At 31.8% G+C, this 16,399-nt stretch carries 16 protein-coding genes; 14 read left to right on the top strand and 2 right to left on the bottom strand.

Annotated features, from left to right (window positions below):
* Positions 1-134: 134 nt before the first annotated feature.
* The 9 genes from QYS49_RS13265 to QYS49_RS13225 all read left to right on the top strand — a co-directional run bounded on the left by QYS49_RS13265 (position 135) and on the right by QYS49_RS13225 (position 7,941).
* Positions 135-614 (top strand): Lrp/AsnC family transcriptional regulator, encoded by a 480-nt coding sequence (locus QYS49_RS13265; RefSeq protein ID WP_296619588.1) that lies wholly within the window; start codon positions 135-137, stop codon positions 612-614.
* 4 nt (positions 615-618) lie between these two features.
* Positions 619-1,125: a phosphoribosyltransferase family protein gene (locus tag QYS49_RS13260; protein ID WP_308347906.1), complete on the top strand. Its 507-nt coding sequence runs from the start codon at positions 619-621 to the stop codon at positions 1,123-1,125.
* Positions 1,126-1,181: 56 nt separating this feature from the next.
* A complete protein-coding gene (locus tag QYS49_RS13255) occupies positions 1,182-2,921 on the top strand; it encodes a tol-pal system YbgF family protein (protein WP_308347904.1) in 1,740 nt (579 codons plus the stop codon).
* Between the two features lie 103 nt (positions 2,922-3,024).
* A complete protein-coding gene (gene thrS / locus QYS49_RS13250) occupies positions 3,025-4,989 on the top strand; it encodes a threonine--tRNA ligase (protein ID WP_308347901.1) in 1,965 nt (654 codons plus the stop codon).
* Positions 4,990-5,086: 97 nt separating this feature from the next.
* Positions 5,087-5,635: a translation initiation factor IF-3 gene (gene infC / locus QYS49_RS13245; RefSeq protein ID WP_085515540.1), complete on the top strand. Its 549-nt coding sequence runs from the start codon at positions 5,087-5,089 to the stop codon at positions 5,633-5,635.
* A 25-nt stretch (positions 5,636-5,660) separates the two neighbouring features.
* Positions 5,661-5,855, top strand: a complete 195-nt coding sequence (gene rpmI / locus QYS49_RS13240; RefSeq protein WP_085515541.1) for a 50S ribosomal protein L35 — start codon at positions 5,661-5,663, stop codon at positions 5,853-5,855.
* A 108-nt stretch (positions 5,856-5,963) separates the two neighbouring features.
* The gene (gene rplT / locus QYS49_RS13235; protein ID WP_308347896.1) at positions 5,964-6,308 is read left to right on the top strand and encodes a 50S ribosomal protein L20; all 345 of its coding nucleotides are present in this window, start codon (positions 5,964-5,966) and stop codon (positions 6,306-6,308) included.
* Between the two features lie 247 nt (positions 6,309-6,555).
* Positions 6,556-6,948, top strand: coding sequence for a hypothetical protein (locus QYS49_RS13230; protein ID WP_308347894.1), 393 nt, complete (start codon positions 6,556-6,558; stop codon positions 6,946-6,948).
* Between the two features lie 90 nt (positions 6,949-7,038).
* Positions 7,039-7,941 (top strand): YihY/virulence factor BrkB family protein, encoded by a 903-nt coding sequence (locus QYS49_RS13225; RefSeq protein ID WP_308347893.1) that lies wholly within the window; start codon positions 7,039-7,041, stop codon positions 7,939-7,941.
* 23 nt (positions 7,942-7,964) lie between these two features.
* Here QYS49_RS13225 and QYS49_RS13220 read toward each other — a convergent pair whose 3' ends face one another.
* Positions 7,965-8,735, bottom strand: coding sequence for a CDP-alcohol phosphatidyltransferase family protein (locus tag QYS49_RS13220; RefSeq protein ID WP_308347892.1), 771 nt, complete (start codon positions 8,733-8,735; stop codon positions 7,965-7,967).
* Between the two features lie 254 nt (positions 8,736-8,989).
* Between QYS49_RS13220 and QYS49_RS13215 the strand changes: the two genes are divergently transcribed.
* Positions 8,990-9,952: a hypothetical protein gene (locus tag QYS49_RS13215; RefSeq protein ID WP_308347890.1), complete on the top strand. Its 963-nt coding sequence runs from the start codon at positions 8,990-8,992 to the stop codon at positions 9,950-9,952.
* Between the two features lie 68 nt (positions 9,953-10,020).
* Here QYS49_RS13215 and QYS49_RS13210 read toward each other — a convergent pair whose 3' ends face one another.
* Positions 10,021-11,184, bottom strand: coding sequence for an iron-containing alcohol dehydrogenase (locus QYS49_RS13210; RefSeq protein ID WP_308347889.1), 1,164 nt, complete (start codon positions 11,182-11,184; stop codon positions 10,021-10,023).
* Positions 11,185-11,293: 109 nt separating this feature from the next.
* On the opposite strand from QYS49_RS13210, the gene QYS49_RS13205 reads away from it, so the two are divergent.
* The 4 genes from QYS49_RS13205 (at position 11,294) to gyrA (ending at position 16,381) form a co-directional block, all read left to right on the top strand.
* Positions 11,294-11,959: a hypothetical protein gene (locus QYS49_RS13205; protein ID WP_308347888.1), complete on the top strand. Its 666-nt coding sequence runs from the start codon at positions 11,294-11,296 to the stop codon at positions 11,957-11,959.
* Positions 11,960-12,050: 91 nt separating this feature from the next.
* Positions 12,051-12,647, top strand: coding sequence for a hypothetical protein (locus tag QYS49_RS13200; RefSeq protein ID WP_308347887.1), 597 nt, complete (start codon positions 12,051-12,053; stop codon positions 12,645-12,647).
* A gap of 59 nt (positions 12,648-12,706) precedes the next feature.
* Positions 12,707-13,777 (top strand): hypothetical protein, encoded by a 1,071-nt coding sequence (locus QYS49_RS13195; protein ID WP_308347886.1) that lies wholly within the window; start codon positions 12,707-12,709, stop codon positions 13,775-13,777.
* A gap of 75 nt (positions 13,778-13,852) precedes the next feature.
* On the top strand, positions 13,853-16,381 hold the full coding sequence (gene gyrA / locus QYS49_RS13190; RefSeq protein WP_308347885.1) for a DNA gyrase subunit A: 2,529 nt from the start codon (positions 13,853-13,855) through the stop codon (positions 16,379-16,381).
* The last annotated feature ends 18 nt before the right edge of the window (positions 16,382-16,399 follow it).

The raw sequence follows: 16,399 nt of genomic DNA, 5'->3' as shown, positions 1-16,399 counted from the left end.
TTATAATTTCAATATTTATGTTATATTTTTATCCAAATGACAAAAATAAATTTGGTATAAATACATTATTATATGGTTGAAGTCAATAATATATATTAATTTTGCGTTCTAATTGAAAATACGAAATAATTAAAATGTTACCTTTCAAACTGGATAAAATTGACAAAAAAATATTGGATATTTTGCAAGTAGACGGCAGAATAACCAATGCACAATTATCGAAAGATATTGGACTATCACCTGCACCAACATTAGAGCGAGTTAAGAAACTAGAGAATGCTGGTATAATAAAAAGCTATCATGCAAAGCTTGACAATGAGAAAATTAATTTAGGAGTTAGTACCTATGTAATGGTCTCTTTAAAAGGTCACAATAGATCAAATATTGAAAAATTCATAAAGGCTATTGACGGAGTAGATGAAATTATTGAATGTAATCATGTGACAGGTTCTAGTGATTTTATTCTGAAAGTTATTGCAAAAGATATCCCTTCTTATCAAAAATTAATGTTGGAGAAAGTAAGTGAAATAGAAGTAGTGGATAGCATGCAATCCATGGTAATTTTATCTACTTTTAAGGATAGCAAAAAAATGCCAATACCTGAAAACAAATAAATTTATGCTTAACAAAAGCAGTCAAATTTTAGACCGAGAAGCTATCCGTAGTAAAATTAAACGGATAGCTTTTCAGGTTTTAGAGAACAATTATAAAGAAGAAAACCTATACATCATCGGTATTGAAGGGGGAGGAGCTATTTTAGGTCAAGAAATCAAAAGAGAATTAAAAGAAATTTCTGATTTAGACCCTACTTTTATAGAGTTAAATATCGATAAATCCAATCCTGAAAAGTCTGAGGTAAAGCTTTCAGATCCAATTGAAAACTCCGAAAAGGCAGTAATATTATTAGTTGATGATGTGTTGAATTCTGGTAAAACCATGTTTTACGCATTAAAACCATTCCTAAATATAAAGCTTAAGAAAATTGAAACTGCTTTCTTGGTAAATAGAGCCCATCGTTCTTTTCCAATTTCCGCAAATTATACTGGAATTGAGTTAGCCACCACAATTCAAGAACGAATTAATTTCACCCGTTCAGATGAAGGTTTTGGTGTTTACTTAGAATAGATTACTTTTGTAATAAATCAATATTATATTCTATAATTTCAATTAAATTTAAGTTAATGAGATTAATTATACTGATATCAATTCTTTGCTTTTCATTTGTATTGAATTCCTATTCTCAGAGAATTAAATACAAAAACGTCTTCCCTTTATTGCAAAGTAAAGACTATAAATCAGCGGAACCTCTTTTGCTGCAATTTTTAGAAGATAATGACGATGAAGCCAATGCCTATTTTTACTTGGGTGAAATCACTATTTCAAAGTTAGATACTGTTGAGATATTTCCTTCAACAGAAAAATATGATTCCATGGCCAATTTAGCAATAGAATCATATAAAAAAGCTATTTCATTAGTAGATGATCGTGAGGTCAGAAAGAATGATGATTATTATATGGCTTATAATCGAAGGGATTTAAGAACCGGTAAATTCGGGATTAAAAAATCGGACGTCCACTTGGATTATGAAAATAAAATAGCTGATGTAACTACAAAAAAAGAATTAGTTAATGAAGTACATCAAATAAAGGAGAAAACTGTAGATCAATATAATATTTTTGTAAATAAAGCAGTTGATTTCTATTCTTCTTATCCTGATGAATCATCCTTTATGTTGAGAGCAAATTCAGATGACAGAGAAGACTTACTTGAAGTAATAAAATTATTTAATGATTTTAAAACCAATTATTCAATTTTTGTTGAAAAGCTAAAATCATTAAATCAATCCCTTTATGATCCGGAATTAAAATTGACAACTATTGATAATTGGGATCAATTAGCTCCAAAGGATATTGATTTCAATAATTTTCAGATTGAAATACAAGATTATGCTACGTATTTGATTGCACTGGATAAGAGAATTGAAACAGAAGTTCAGCCAATTAAAGAATTGTTGTATAAGACTGATAATGATTTTAATAGTGCATTGAGTTTCAATGAAAAAGTAAAAGACTCTGCTAAAATTAAAGAAATGAACATTCCAGAAGAGTTGAAAAAAGGATTAGAAAATCTGGATAAACAAAATGTAGTTTATAATTTATTGCGTTATAAGCAACTTAAGAATAAAAGCAATTTAATTACGAATGTTAATTTATTCCCTGTATTGGCTGATTCTTCCAATATTTATCAAAGAACAAATGTTGTTAAAGAATATGAAAACAGGCTTGCTGATCAATTAGAGATGATCAAATTGATAGATAGTCAAATAAATGACCGAATAAAAACAGATTTTGCTGCATATTTTGATGGTTTTGAACCTTCAATAGATGCTTATATTAATACTGAAAAAACTATTTTAGAGAAAAAATACGAGTCCGTTTCTGAGAAAACTAAAGAAATGGAAATTGATATTCAATACTTTGTTACTGATCAAGACACAATTTATATCACCCCAATAAATGCTGCAGCAAATAAGGGCGATAAATATATTTTGGATTTAATTGAATCCAACTCCTCTTTATTGATGGTGGGTAGTTGGCAAAAAAAGCCGTTTGTAGCCAATGCTGGATTTGATATGAAGATTAAAAATCATTTAATAATTGAAGACACTACTTTAAATGTTAAAAAAATCCTTGATTTAAATAATAATGTTTTGGTAAATCTTAAATCGGTGGAAGAGGGAAACTCATCACAAATTCTACTCTATTTATCTTATCAAATGGAAGAATTATGGAGGCTAGAATTTGAATCAGAAAATATATTAGGTGATGCAAGAGTAGAAGCCGGAATATTTTTTCTCTACGATCAAAATGGAGAGGTTTTAAAAACTTTAAATGCAAAAGGAGAAGTAATTGGCAATTAAGCTGTAATCCATTTACACTTATTAAATCAAAAATTGCATATTTGTAATTAGGAATCATTTTCATTCAAAATCACATTTAATTAAGTAAGAATTACAACATAATATGAGTAATAAAATAAAGATTACTTTGCCTGATGGCAGTATAAAAGAATTTGACAAGGGCGTAACGGGTCATGATATCGCCATGAGTATCAGTGAAGGCTTAGCTCGAAATGTTTTATCGACAAAAGTTAACGGGCAAGTTTGGGATTCAACAAGACCGATAAATGAAGATGCTCATATTCAATTACTGACTTGGAACGATCCAGAAGGACAAAATACATTCTGGCATTCTTCTGCCCATTTGTTAGCAGAAGCTTTAGAAGAGTTATATCCTGGCATAAAATTCGGAATAGGACCTCCCATCGCCAATGGTTTTTATTATGATGTAGATTTTGGAGATCAAGAGCTACAAGGAGAGGAACTAGAGAAAATTGAGCAAAAAATGCTTGAATTAGCTCGTCAAAAAAATGAATTTCAGAGATCTGAGGTTTCAAAAAAGGATGCTCTTGATTATTATCAGAAAAAAGGAGATGAATATAAATTAGAGTTGATTGATGGCTTGAATGATGGAGAAATCACCTTCTATCAACAAGGAAACTTCACCGATTTATGTAGAGGGCCACATATCCCACATACTGGCTACATCAAAGCAGTAAAGCTATTAAATATTGCAGGTGCTTATTGGAGAGGAGATGAAAAGCGTAAGCAGTTAACTAGGATATATGGAATTACTTTCCCTAAGCAAAAAGAGTTAAAAGAATATTTAGAGCTTTTAGAAGAAGCTAAAAAACGTGATCATAGAAAGCTTGGTAAGGAAATGGAGTTGTTTGCCTTTTCTGAAAAAGTGGGCTTAGGATTGCCATTATGGCTACCTAAAGGCACTATGTTGAGAGATCGTTTGGAGAATTTCTTAAAGAAAGCACAGGTAAAAGCAGGTTATCAACCCGTTATTACTCCACATATTGGTAATAAAGAATTATATATCACTTCGGGTCATTACGAAAAATATGGAAAAGATTCTTTTCAACCTATAGCAGCACCATCTGATGATGATTCGAAGAGTGATGAGGAATATTTGCTAAAGCCAATGAATTGCCCTCACCATTGTGAAATCTATAAAACCAAACCAAGAAGTTATAAGGATCTTCCTTTACGCTTGGCTGAATTTGGAACAGTCTATAGATATGAGCAAAGCGGTGAATTACATGGTTTAACCAGAGTTAGAAGTTTCACTCAAGATGATGCACATATCTTTTGTCGCCCAGATCAGGTAAAAGAGGAGTTTATTAAAGTAATTGACCTAGTATTATTTGTTTTTAATTCTTTAGGTTTTGAAGATTTTGTAACCCAAGTATCTTTAAGAGACCCAGAAAATAAAGAGAAGTACATCGGCTCAGATGAATTATGGGACAAGGCAGAAAAATCAATTATTGAAGCAGCCGAAGAAAAAGGCTTGAAAACAGTTATTGAATTGGGAGAAGCAGCTTTCTACGGTCCAAAGCTTGATTTTATGGTGAAAGATGCCTTAGGAAGAAGCTGGCAATTAGGAACTATCCAAGTTGATTATACACTTCCAGAACGATTTAAGTTGGAATACGTTGGAGCTGACAACAGCAAGCACAGACCAGTTATGATCCATAGAGCTCCATTTGGAAGTATGGAACGTTTCGTAGCTGTTTTAATTGAGCATTGCGCTGGTAATTTCCCATTGTGGTTATCTCCGGAGCAAGTGGCAGTTTTACCTATTTCAGAAAAATATGCTGATTTTGCCAATCAAGTTTATAGCGAACTTGAAGCTAATGATATAACAGGCTTTATTGATCATAGAGATGAAAAAATTGGAAGGAAAATACGTGACGCTGAGATCAAAAAAATCCCTTATATGTTAATAGTTGGGGAACAGGAACAGGCAGAAGGTAAAGTTTCGATTAGAAAACATGGAGAAGGAGATGTTGGAAGCATGAGTTTGGAGGATTTCAAATCATTTTTCAATCAAAAAGTAATAGATAGTATAGAAAATAAATGATATTGATTACTAGATTTTGGATTGTAATTTTGTAATCCAATATTTATAACGATATTTGCACACTGTAAACTAAAAAAAGGAGGTTAATATTAGTAAAATGCGAAAAAAAGGCAGCTACAGACCTAGAGGTAGGGAGGAAGAACCCTACAAGGTTAATAGTAAAATAAGAGCTAGAGAGGTTCGTGTAGTTGGTGAAAATGTAAAAGTTGACGTCTATACCATTGGTGAGGCCCTCAGAATGGCTGAAGAGCAAAACCTAGATTTGGTTGAGATTTCTCCAAAAGCTGATCCGCCTGTTTGTAAAATTATTGATTATTCAAAATTTAAATACGAGCAGAAGAAAAAGCAAAAGGAGATAAAAGCCAAAGCACAAAAAACTGTTATTAAGGAAATAAGGTTTGGTCCGAATACCGATGATCATGATTTTGAATTTAAACTGAATCATGCTAAGAAATTCTTAACAGATGGTGCAAAAGTGAAAGCTTACGTTCATTTCGTAGGAAGGACAATTGTTTTTAAGGATAGAGGAGAACTTTTATTGTTGCGTTTTGCTTCTGAATTAGAAGATTTAGGGAAAGTTGAACAGATGCCTAAATTGGAAGGTAAAAGAATGACACTTTTCATTACTCCTAAACAAGGTAAATAAGTAACCAATTTAAATAAATAGATAAATGCCTAAAGTAAAAACAAAATCAGGCGCGAAAAAAAGGTTTAAATTGACTGGAAGCGGTAAGATTAAAAGAAAACACGCTTTTAAAAGTCATATTTTAACCAAAAAAGAAACTAAGCAGAAAAGACGCTTAACTGATATGGGACTTGTTCATAAGTCTGATATGGGTAGAGTGAAAGACATGCTTAATCTTTAATATTTCGCAAAATTAAAATGAACGAAGGTTCAATGTTAAACCGGGATATATGGTAACGTCAAGAATCAACTTTAATGTTGGTCACCAATTTCCAAAAAATTAAAATTTATGCCAAGATCAGTAAATCATGTAGCTTCAAGAGCTAGAAGAAAAAAAATCCTTAAGTATGCGAAAGGCTACTGGGGTAGAAAGAAAAACGTTTGGACAGTAGCTAAAAATGCTGTTGAAAAAGGTTGGTTGTATGCCTACAGAGATAGGAAACAAAAGAAAAGAGAATTCAGAAAATTGTGGATTCAAAGAATTAATGCAGGAACCAGAGAACACGGAATGTCTTATTCTCAGTTTATGGGTGCTGTAAATAAAAAAGGAATAGAATTAAACAGAAAAGTATTAGCTGATTTAGCTATGAATCATCCGGAAGCTTTCAAAAGCGTGGTAGATTCAGTTAAATAAAATACTTTGAATCAATATTATACAAGCCTCAATGCATAATCGCATTGGGGCTTTTTTTATTATTCTTTATAAATCCCCTATCTATTCTGATAGATGAAAATAGTATTCTATTTAGTTTGTATGACTTTATTTGATACATATTTAGTACTATTCAGAGACATCTAATTTTTTAGATTGAACCCTGCCTTATTTGCTGCGTTAATAATGAGATATATTTTTTGAACTAAAAACAAAATATTTTTAAATTATGAAACTATCAATTAAAACATTAACCGCAGCATTATTAATTTCATCAGCTTTTGCTTGTGGGTCTAACAATGACCACAATCAGGATGCAGCCCAATACGAGGAGACTGAAGAAATGAATAATGATTTCCAAAACCAAAAGGATGAATGGGAAGCAAGATTGAAAAACGAAATCGAAAAAGTAGAGGAGCGACTTGAAGAAGTAGAAGACGATTCAGAATTAGAAAATAAACTTGAAAATACTGAACGTAAGCTAGAGGATAATCTAAAGAAGCTTGAAAGATCTACTGAAGATACTTGGGATAATATTCAAAGAGAACTTCAAAGTGCTTACAATGAAGTTCAAAGCGAATTAAAGTCAATTGGTGAAAAAATTGAGAATGAAGTAGATTAATTAAAATTATCTCTATTTATTAAAACCGAAGCTTATTGGCTTCGGTTTTTCTGTTTATTACAATTTAGAATTAGTCCCTGCGAATTTAAAATGAAAGATAAGATATTAGCAATTCTGAAATTAATACCTAAATCTCTAAAGGACCTTAAAGATAAAAATCCTTTACAATTAGCCTCTTCCACTGCTTTTTTTAGTTTATTTGCTATACCTCCAATCTTAGTTATTTTAATAAATACTCTAGGACTTTTTATCAAACCAGAGTTTCTAAATGATGAAATTTTCAGTCAAATCAGTAATGTCTTAGGTAATTCAGGAACGGAAGAAATAAAGCAAATATTCAGGAATTTTCAAGAACTCCCAGATGATCTATTAACTTCCATATTGGTGTTTCTATTTTTACTATTTATAGGTACAAATTTATTTTTTCTAGTTCAATTGAATATAAACCAAGTATGGGATGTGCCTTCAAAAAGTAACCAGAAATTTACTTCTCACTTGCGTGGAAGACTTACTGCAATAGCTTTAGTTTCAATTGGAGGGGTAATCATTTTAATTGCCATACTTTCAGATATTGTAATTGCATTTATAGGAGACCATTTAACGGATCTCATACCAAATGTTAAATCCTATTTAGTTCGAATTTTTAGTATAGTATTTTCTTTACTTACTTTTTCAGCTTGGTTTACTTTATTATTTAAGATACTGCCCAATGCGAAATTACCATGGAAACCTGCAATTTTTGGGGGTGTGATGACCTCTGTATTATTTAAAATCGGACAGATTGTGATAGAGCAAATACTAGTCAATAGTAATATAAAAGGGATATTTGGCGCTTCTAGTAGCATTGTTTTGGTAATGCTCTTTATATTTTATGTATCCTTTATATTTTATTTTGTAGCAATGTTTATTAAGAATTATTCGGACTTAATTGATCAGCCAATTACGACTATTAAAAAGAGCAAAAATAGTAATTCCATCAAAAAATTAATTTAATGTATTGCTAAATTCTCCATGATTTATTTTATGAATAATTTTCTTAATCCTACGAATATAAAAATCATAAATGTGTAGGCGATAAAGAAAGGAATGATAAAATCAATCCAGCCCAGAGATAGCATAATTGCCATCAACATTAACTGAAAGCCTAAGCCATAAACTGAAATTATAGTCATAAACCAATTTGGAAGTTGACGAATCTTATAGGCTTTGCTGTCGAACTGATAGATTAACCAATCGAATGGGAGATAAAGGAATTTAAAGATTCTGAATAAAACATTGACAGTTTTTTGACTTTCAATTGGGAAAGCAACAGGTGGCTTCGTTTCAAATATCTTGCTTGTTGTATCTCCTCCAACAGAGCGATGTCTTAAAATTACGTAATAGTAATTGTATAAAGTTCCTTGGAGCTGAATGCATATATACGCAATTAATCCAAGCCATATTGGGATATTACTTTTATAGCTTATCACTAGGATAAATAAGAGATTCAAAATACTATCAAAAATTGAATCTAAATATCTTCCTGAGTAGGAGGGACTTTCATTTATTCTTGCTAGCTCCCCGTCCATAGCATCTACAATAGACTTCAATATTAAACCAAATCCAGCTAATAAGTAATAGTCTACTAAAATTGCATATACTGTTATCAAACCAATAATACCAAAGATTATGGTCACATGTATTGGCGTAATAAAGGTGTCCTTAATTAAATTGGAAGCATATATTGCAGGACTCCTCCCGTAATCCGAAAAGTCAAAGAATTTTTGTTCTTTATCTATCTTTGGCATTTAAATTTGTCTGATGCAATTCAAATTAAAACGAATGGCAGGTTATTAATAAGTTGCTTGAATATTATTAAATAATTATTTGATAATAACTATCAAATTTAAAATTTTGTTCAAAAAATTTATAGCATCCGAAATGTAAACTCATTATTAAAATATTATTACTTAAATGGGTTTCTTTTTTGTGTAAATAGTATTTAGTCTAAAATATTACAAATTTTAATTGGTGAATTAGGTTTAGGTATTTAATTTGGTATGTGCATTTATTAAATATTAGATATTATTGGCAGAAAAGTGATTTTTTCGGAAAAGCATCGCTGCTTTTTCGATATGCAGCTTACTGTTTCAATGCCATATATCTAATCATATTTTTAGATTACAATAATATATCAATTGAAATATGGCATTATTGCACGTTTTCTTTAGCTGTATTTCTACCCTATCTTCTATTTCTCTATTACGTCAGTCATGATAATGATAAAGGAATAGGTATTAGGCAAAATATGGTAGATTTCTTCGTTGTTGGTTGGTTTGTTGGCCTTCTCCAATTACTTTATATTCCAAGCTTCATTTTCATTCTTGGCTTAGTGAGTAATTATATTGCATCCAGAGGTTTTCATAAATTCTACAGAATACTGCTTATTCCTCTTGGCTATCTTTTCACATTGCCCATTTACGGTTTCCAGCTAAATACAGACCTTCCAGACTTGATGCTTCATTTAGTGTTAGCATATGCGCTCATCCATTTTATTTCAATTGCTTATATTAGTTACGAGTTCTCTAAAAATGTGCAATTAACAAATCGTAAAGTTACCCTACAACAAAAAGAAATTTTAACCCAATCAGAAGAGTTACAATCCTTAAATGAATCTTTGAAAGCTTTAAATAATCACCTGGAGGATGCAGTGATGGAGCGAACGAAAGAGCTTCAACTTAAAAATGAAAAACTGGCTGAATACACTTTCATTAATGGTCATCAATTGAGGGCACCAGTGGCTACTATGCTGGGTTTGTGTAATTTATTAGATTATTCAGAAGAAATAAAGGAAAAAGAAGAGATAATTAACAAGGTTAAAGGTGAGGTGAAAATTTTGGATATAACGATAAAAGAGATTCGTTTGAAATTAGAAACAGATCAAACCATCAATAAGAAGGTGAAAGAAGTAGAAACTGAACATTCTCAATTTGAAAAATTAAAAGATAAAATTCTAAAAACTTAAAATGCTCAGTTTCTTTATACTATTGATTTAAGATATATTTCTTTGATTAAGATACACTGATAATAAAACTAAATGCTCATTTCAACTATTTCTTTAGCCATTTCAGGCCCTACTTTTTGTGTTTCTCCTAATCCCATCCATTTCCGTTCTGTAAATCTTTCATAAACTGTTTGAGCGGTTTTTTCATAATCAGAGGTGTAATCTGACAATTTCGTATCGATGCCCATTGATTGGAAAAAGGATACAGTCATTTCAATTGCTTTTTCTGCAATTTCACTATCTGATTCTCCATTTAATCCCCAAACTCTTTTTCCATATTGAACTAGCTTCTCTTTTTTGTCCTCAAATAGCTTTTTGTATAGGTTAGGTGCAATAATAGCCAAGGTTCTAGCATGATCAATTCCGTGCAATGCCGTTAGTTCATGAGCTATCATGTGTGTTGCCCAATCAGTAGGAACTCCTAACCTTAAAATACCATTTAGAGCCATTGTTGCGGACCACATAAAGTTAGATGCAGCTTTATAATCAGATGGATCTTCCATCACCTGTGGCCCGATTTCGATTAAAGTTTGCAAAATTCCTTCAGCAATTCTATCCTGCAATATTGCATCATGCTGATAAGTTAAATATTGCTCTAACGTATGCGTATAAGCATCTACAACTCCATTAGCAATCTGTCTTTTAGGAAGTGATTGAATGACAGATGGATCGCAAATTGAAAATACTGGGAAATACTGAGGACCACCAAAGGTTCTTTTCTCCTGAGTTGAGACTTTGGTCACCACTGCACCGGAATTCATTTCGGAACCTGTTGCGGGCAATGTTAATACTGTGCCAAAAGGCAAGACCTTTTCTTGTTTTCTGGACAAGCCTTTTGATACTAAATCCCATTCATCACCTTCATAAAAGGCTGCGGCAGAAAGGAATTTACAACCATCAATTACTGAACCACCTCCAACAGCCAAAATGAAATCAATTTTTTCATCTCTTATAATTTTCACTGCTTTCATTAGTGTTTCAAAATGAGGATTAGGCTCTATACCTGAAAATTCTGTGATTTTAAAATCTTTGGTGGCAGCAATAACTTGATCATAGACACCATTTTTCTTGATGCTTCCACCACCATAAGCCAGCAAAATATAACTTCCAGCTGGAATATTATCAGCAAGTTTTTCTGTTTTGCCTTCTCCAAATATGATTTTAGTAGGATTTTTAAATTCAAATGCGTTCATATGTAAAATTTGTTTCAAAAACTAAACGCCAGAGTGGGTGCAGAGTTTTTTAAATTTTTAACTAATTTGCTTTTCGTTATATTTGAATGAATTAATAGTAAACTACTTCATGAACAATTCCATATATTTCATACTACTTCTATTGGCCGGTATTTCTTGCTCAGAACCTGAAAAGCAAAGTGATTTATCTGAAATTTATGAATCCTTATCAGAACAGAAACATTTTTATTATAATCTAAATTACACTATCAATAATTCTTCTAAACAGTTATCAACAAGTTTATATGGAATGGTAGCTCTTAATAGGAATTCAGATAGTGGGATATCTTCAGGATATTTTGGTATGAACCAAAAACAGTTTCCAAATTATTTGCATTCCATGTATTTAAATAATGAATGGATTCATGACTTATCAAGTAATATTTTTGATTTATATGATGCAGATGTTTTGACCGATAGTCTGCATAGTCCCATTTTGATTAATCCTGATTTATTATTTGATATTAAAGCAAATTCAAATAGTATAGCACAACATAAAATTAATAATGAGCATATTAAGTGGATTTTTAATCTAGAGGAGAAACATGATCAGCTAATATTGGTATGGAGTGAGAATCTTAAAAAAATAACTGAATTAGAATATAAATATGATGTTAATTCACCTAATTCCTATAGTAGAAAATGGTCTTTTGATTATCTTTCAAAAACGGAATTTAATGAGTTGGCAATGGAATATAAATATCAAAATCAAATAACTCATCAGCCGTTTTTGTAATTTTGATCTAAATTATTTGATGCTACATCTATTAAAATTGTATTCTGCAATTATTTAATGTATTTTTCCTTTTATAAAACGAAACAAAAATATGTTCACTGAAGCAGAAATAGCCGTAATCATTGAGAATCAGGAAATTGAAAAGATCACTGAAGCACTTCGAAAGGATTTTCTTGAAAAAACAGCGCCTTATTTTGAAATAAGTAATCATGATTTTTTGTCATTGATTTTATTGAGTCCTGTTGTAGGGAAGGCAATGGCGAACAATAACATTAGTTTTAAAGAAGAAATGTCTTTGCAGAAAAAAGCTAGGAAACTTTCAAAAGGAGGTTTTTTCCTATCAAAAGATCCTGTTGCTGATTGTATGAAATTTTTAATTAAAAAATTCGATCAATGGGAAGACGAGTTTTACGGCACTATAAATAAAATATTTCATATTCTTTTCGAAAAAGAAACAATTGATAAAGCTAATGACACTACAAAATCCTATCAAATTCGAGTGATGGAAGCCCCATATATTTTAGTAAGATTTATTTCCTCCATGTTCTTAGAAAGGGAAGAGGACATATTAAATCCAGGCAAAATTCGAAATATAGAATTTGATAAAATCAAATCTATAGGGATGAAAACCGGTTTATCAGAACTTACTATTTTTAACGAGTTTTTGGAAGCTTTTGAGGTTAAATAAATGTTTCAACATGCTTTAGCATAATTTTTGTACTTTTGTGCTACTAAAACTATCATTCGTTGGGGAGAAACCTATTTAATATAAAATCTTTTACAATCATCATTCTATTTCTAGGTGGAATTTTTATTTCACCTGTGATGGGACAGGTGTTTAATCCTTGGGGGCCTCCGCCTAATGATGTCGATATTGATGCTAATTTTTTGCGTAAAATCGCCAATCATTTTTCTGCTGAAGTGGCTATAGGTTATGGTTCCACGCGATACAGACAAAATCTGGATGACTATCAAATTTATAGCGGCAATTCAAATTTGTATCTATTGGCAGAAGATTCTTTAGGTAATTCGGTAGGAATTGGGAATTGGCTCAATAAGCCGTTTGTAACCGACACTTTGAATACCTCATCTGCTGTTTATTATCAAACTAGTCAAAATGAATCTGATCAAAATAGAAGCTATGTAATTGATAGCCTAGAAAAAAGACTTGTAGGAGGTGGCAACGCTATTCCAATTCATTTAAAAATTCATTTTAATTACAATAGATTCAGAGTTGGGGCAGGGGCTACATTTGAAATTAATTCTAAAGCCAAACTTAATCTAAAAGGACTACCCGATTTCATATCAGATTATGAATCTGATTTTTCAAGATTTTTCACTCGTAAATACTATTTAACAGCTGGAGTGCACTATTATGATTTTTGGGATTTTTCTTATTTTGCTGATGTTGAGTATGGTAACTTTAAATTATCCAGTAGTGTTTTTCCTGGTGGCAATGTTTCCACTAGTAATTATTGGAATTTGAGTTTCCCAATAGAAAAGAATTTTTCTGAATATTTTAGATTGGTCATGCGCCCATCAGTTGATTTAAAATCAATCAATACATTAATGCCTACAGGTCAATCAATTAATACCAAAATGTGGAATTTGCAATTTCAAGTAGGGGTAAGGATAAGTTTTCCATTATTCAAAAAATGCCCTATTAGCAATTGCGAAGCACAGAAAGAACATCATCATATTGATAAAAAATATAGAGGTCAACCCATTTATAAATGGCAAAACCCAAAAGTAGGTGAAAATCATCCATATAATTTGAATGAAAAAAGAGAAGCATTTCCGTTTTTAAAACGCAAATGAAATGATTATTTTTGTCACCGCTTAATAAAATTCTTTAAATTGCACTTTATTTATTTTTAGATAGTAAACAAATCTATGGCTGAAGGAGAAAATGAAAAAATCATCCCAATTAATATAGAGGATGAAATGAGAGGCGCCTACATTGATTATTCAATGTCGGTTATAGTTTCTAGGGCTTTGCCTGACGTTAGGGATGGCTTAAAACCCGTACACAGAAGAATACTTTTTGGGATGCAAGAATTGGGTCTTGCTCACAATAGACCTTATAAAAAATCAGCTAGAATCGTTGGTGAAGTTTTAGGTAAGTATCACCCACATGGTGATTCTGCTGTTTACGATACCATGGTACGTATGGCGCAACCTTGGTCTCTTCGTTATCAAATGGTGGATGGTCAAGGAAACTTCGGTTCTATTGATGGAGATTCTCCTGCAGCCATGCGTTATACTGAGGCGAGACTGAAGAGAATTGCAGAGGAAATGTTGACCGATATTAATAAGAATACGGTTGACTTTCAATTTAACTTTGATGACTCACTGAAAGAGCCAACCGTATTGCCTGCGAAAGTGCCTAATTTATTATTGAATGGTGCATCAGGTATTGCAGTAGGTATGGCAACCAATATGGCTCCTCATAATTTAACTGAGGTAGTGAATGGTATTAATGCCTATATTGATAATAATGATATCACAATACCAGAATTGATGGAGCATGTAACAGCTCCTGATTTTCCTACAGGTGCAGCTATTTACGGCTATCAAGGAGTAAAAGCTGCATTTGAAACAGGTCGTGGGAGAATTGTAATGCGTGCCAAGGCTGAAATTGAGGTTCTAAAATCAGGTAGGGAAAGAATAATTGTTACAGAAATTCCTTATATGGTGAACAAAGCCAATATGATTGAAAAAACAGCGGCTTTTGTTAACGAGAAGAAAATAGAGGGAATTTCTGATATTAGAGATGAATCTGATAGAAATGGTTTAAGAATAGTTTACGAAATTCGTAAAGATGCTATTCCAAATGTTGTCTTAAATAATCTTTATAAACATACACAGCTTCAAACTTCATTTAGTGTTAATAATGTGGCCCTTGTAAAAGGAAGACCTGAAACACTGAATTTGAAGGATATGATCAAGCATTATGTTAATCACCGACATGATGTAATTGTCAGAAGAACCAAATACGAATTAGATGAAGCTCAAAAAAGAGCTCACATTTTAGAAGGATACCTAATTGCCCTTGATAATCTTGATGCAGTAATTAAATTAATTCGTGAGTCAAGAGATCCTGAGATTGCTAGAAATGGATTAATAGAGAAATTTGAATTATCTGAAATTCAAGCGAAAGCTATTTTGGATATGAGACTTCAAAGATTGACGGGTCTTGAAAGAGAGAAAATCATTTCAGAATATGAAGAGATTAAGAAACTCATTGAGTATTTAGAATCTATTTTAGCTGATGAAGAGCTAAGAATGAAGATCATCAAGGATGAAATGCAAGAAATTCAGGACAGATATGGTGATGAAAGAAGAACTGAAATCATCCATAGTGCTGAAGAATTTACAGATGAAGATATGATTCCAAATGAGGATGTAGTAATTACACTCTCTCATCAAGGATATATCAAAAGAACTTTATTAAACGAATATAAGACTCAAGGAAGAGGTGGAGTAGGTTCAAAAGGGGCAGGAAGTAAGGATGATGACTTTACTGAACTGCTTTTTGTGGCCAAAACACATAACTATTTACTCATATTCACTGAGTTAGGTAAGGTATATTGGATTAAGGTTTACAGATTACCAGAAGGTTCTAAAACCTCTAAAGGTAGAGCTATTCAAAACTTAATCAATATTGAATCAGAAGATTCAGTTAGAGCTGTTATAAATGTTGAGAATCTTGATGATGCAGATTATATCAACAATAACTTCTTGGTGATGTGTACTGAAAAAGGTACTATCAAGAAAACTACGCTTGAAGCATATTCAAGACCAAGAGCTAACGGTATTAATGCTATTTCAATTAATGAAGGGGATAGATTACTAAACGTGAAATTGACCAATGGCGATAATAATATTATCATTGCTGCGCGTTCAGGAAGAGCTATTCGCTTCCACGAAAGCAATGTGAGACCAATGGGAAGAACAGCTGCCGGAGTAAGAGGAATTACATTGAAAGATGCAAAAGACATTGTAATAGAGATGGTAGCCATTACTAGAGAAAATGCTAATCTGTTAGTAGTTTCTGAAAAAGGTTATGGAAAACGTTCTGATATTGAAGACTACCGTATTACCAAAAGAGGTGGCAAAGGTGTTAAAACTTTAAATGTTACTGAAAAAACTGGTGAGCTAGTAGCTATAAAAGAAGTAATAGACTCTGATGACTTAATGATCATCAATAAATCTGGTATTACTATTCGTATGGCAGTAGAAAATCTCAGAGTTATGGGAAGAGCTACACAAGGAGTTAGATTAATCAAAGTAAATGAGGGTGATAGCATTTCTTCGGTTGAAAAAGTTGAAAAAATCGATGAAATTGAAGTAGAGGAAGAAGGAGAAGGAACTGAGGATACTCCCGATAATTCAAATGATGAAAATAATAGTGAATCCTAATTAGATTAAAATAGTATA

The sequence above is a fragment of the Marivirga salinae genome (assembly GCF_030503855.1).
Classification (GTDB): domain Bacteria; phylum Bacteroidota; class Bacteroidia; order Cytophagales; family Cyclobacteriaceae; genus Marivirga; species Marivirga salinarum.
Note: the sequence above shows the minus strand (reverse complement) of the source record. Positions and strands in the feature narration are given on the sequence as shown.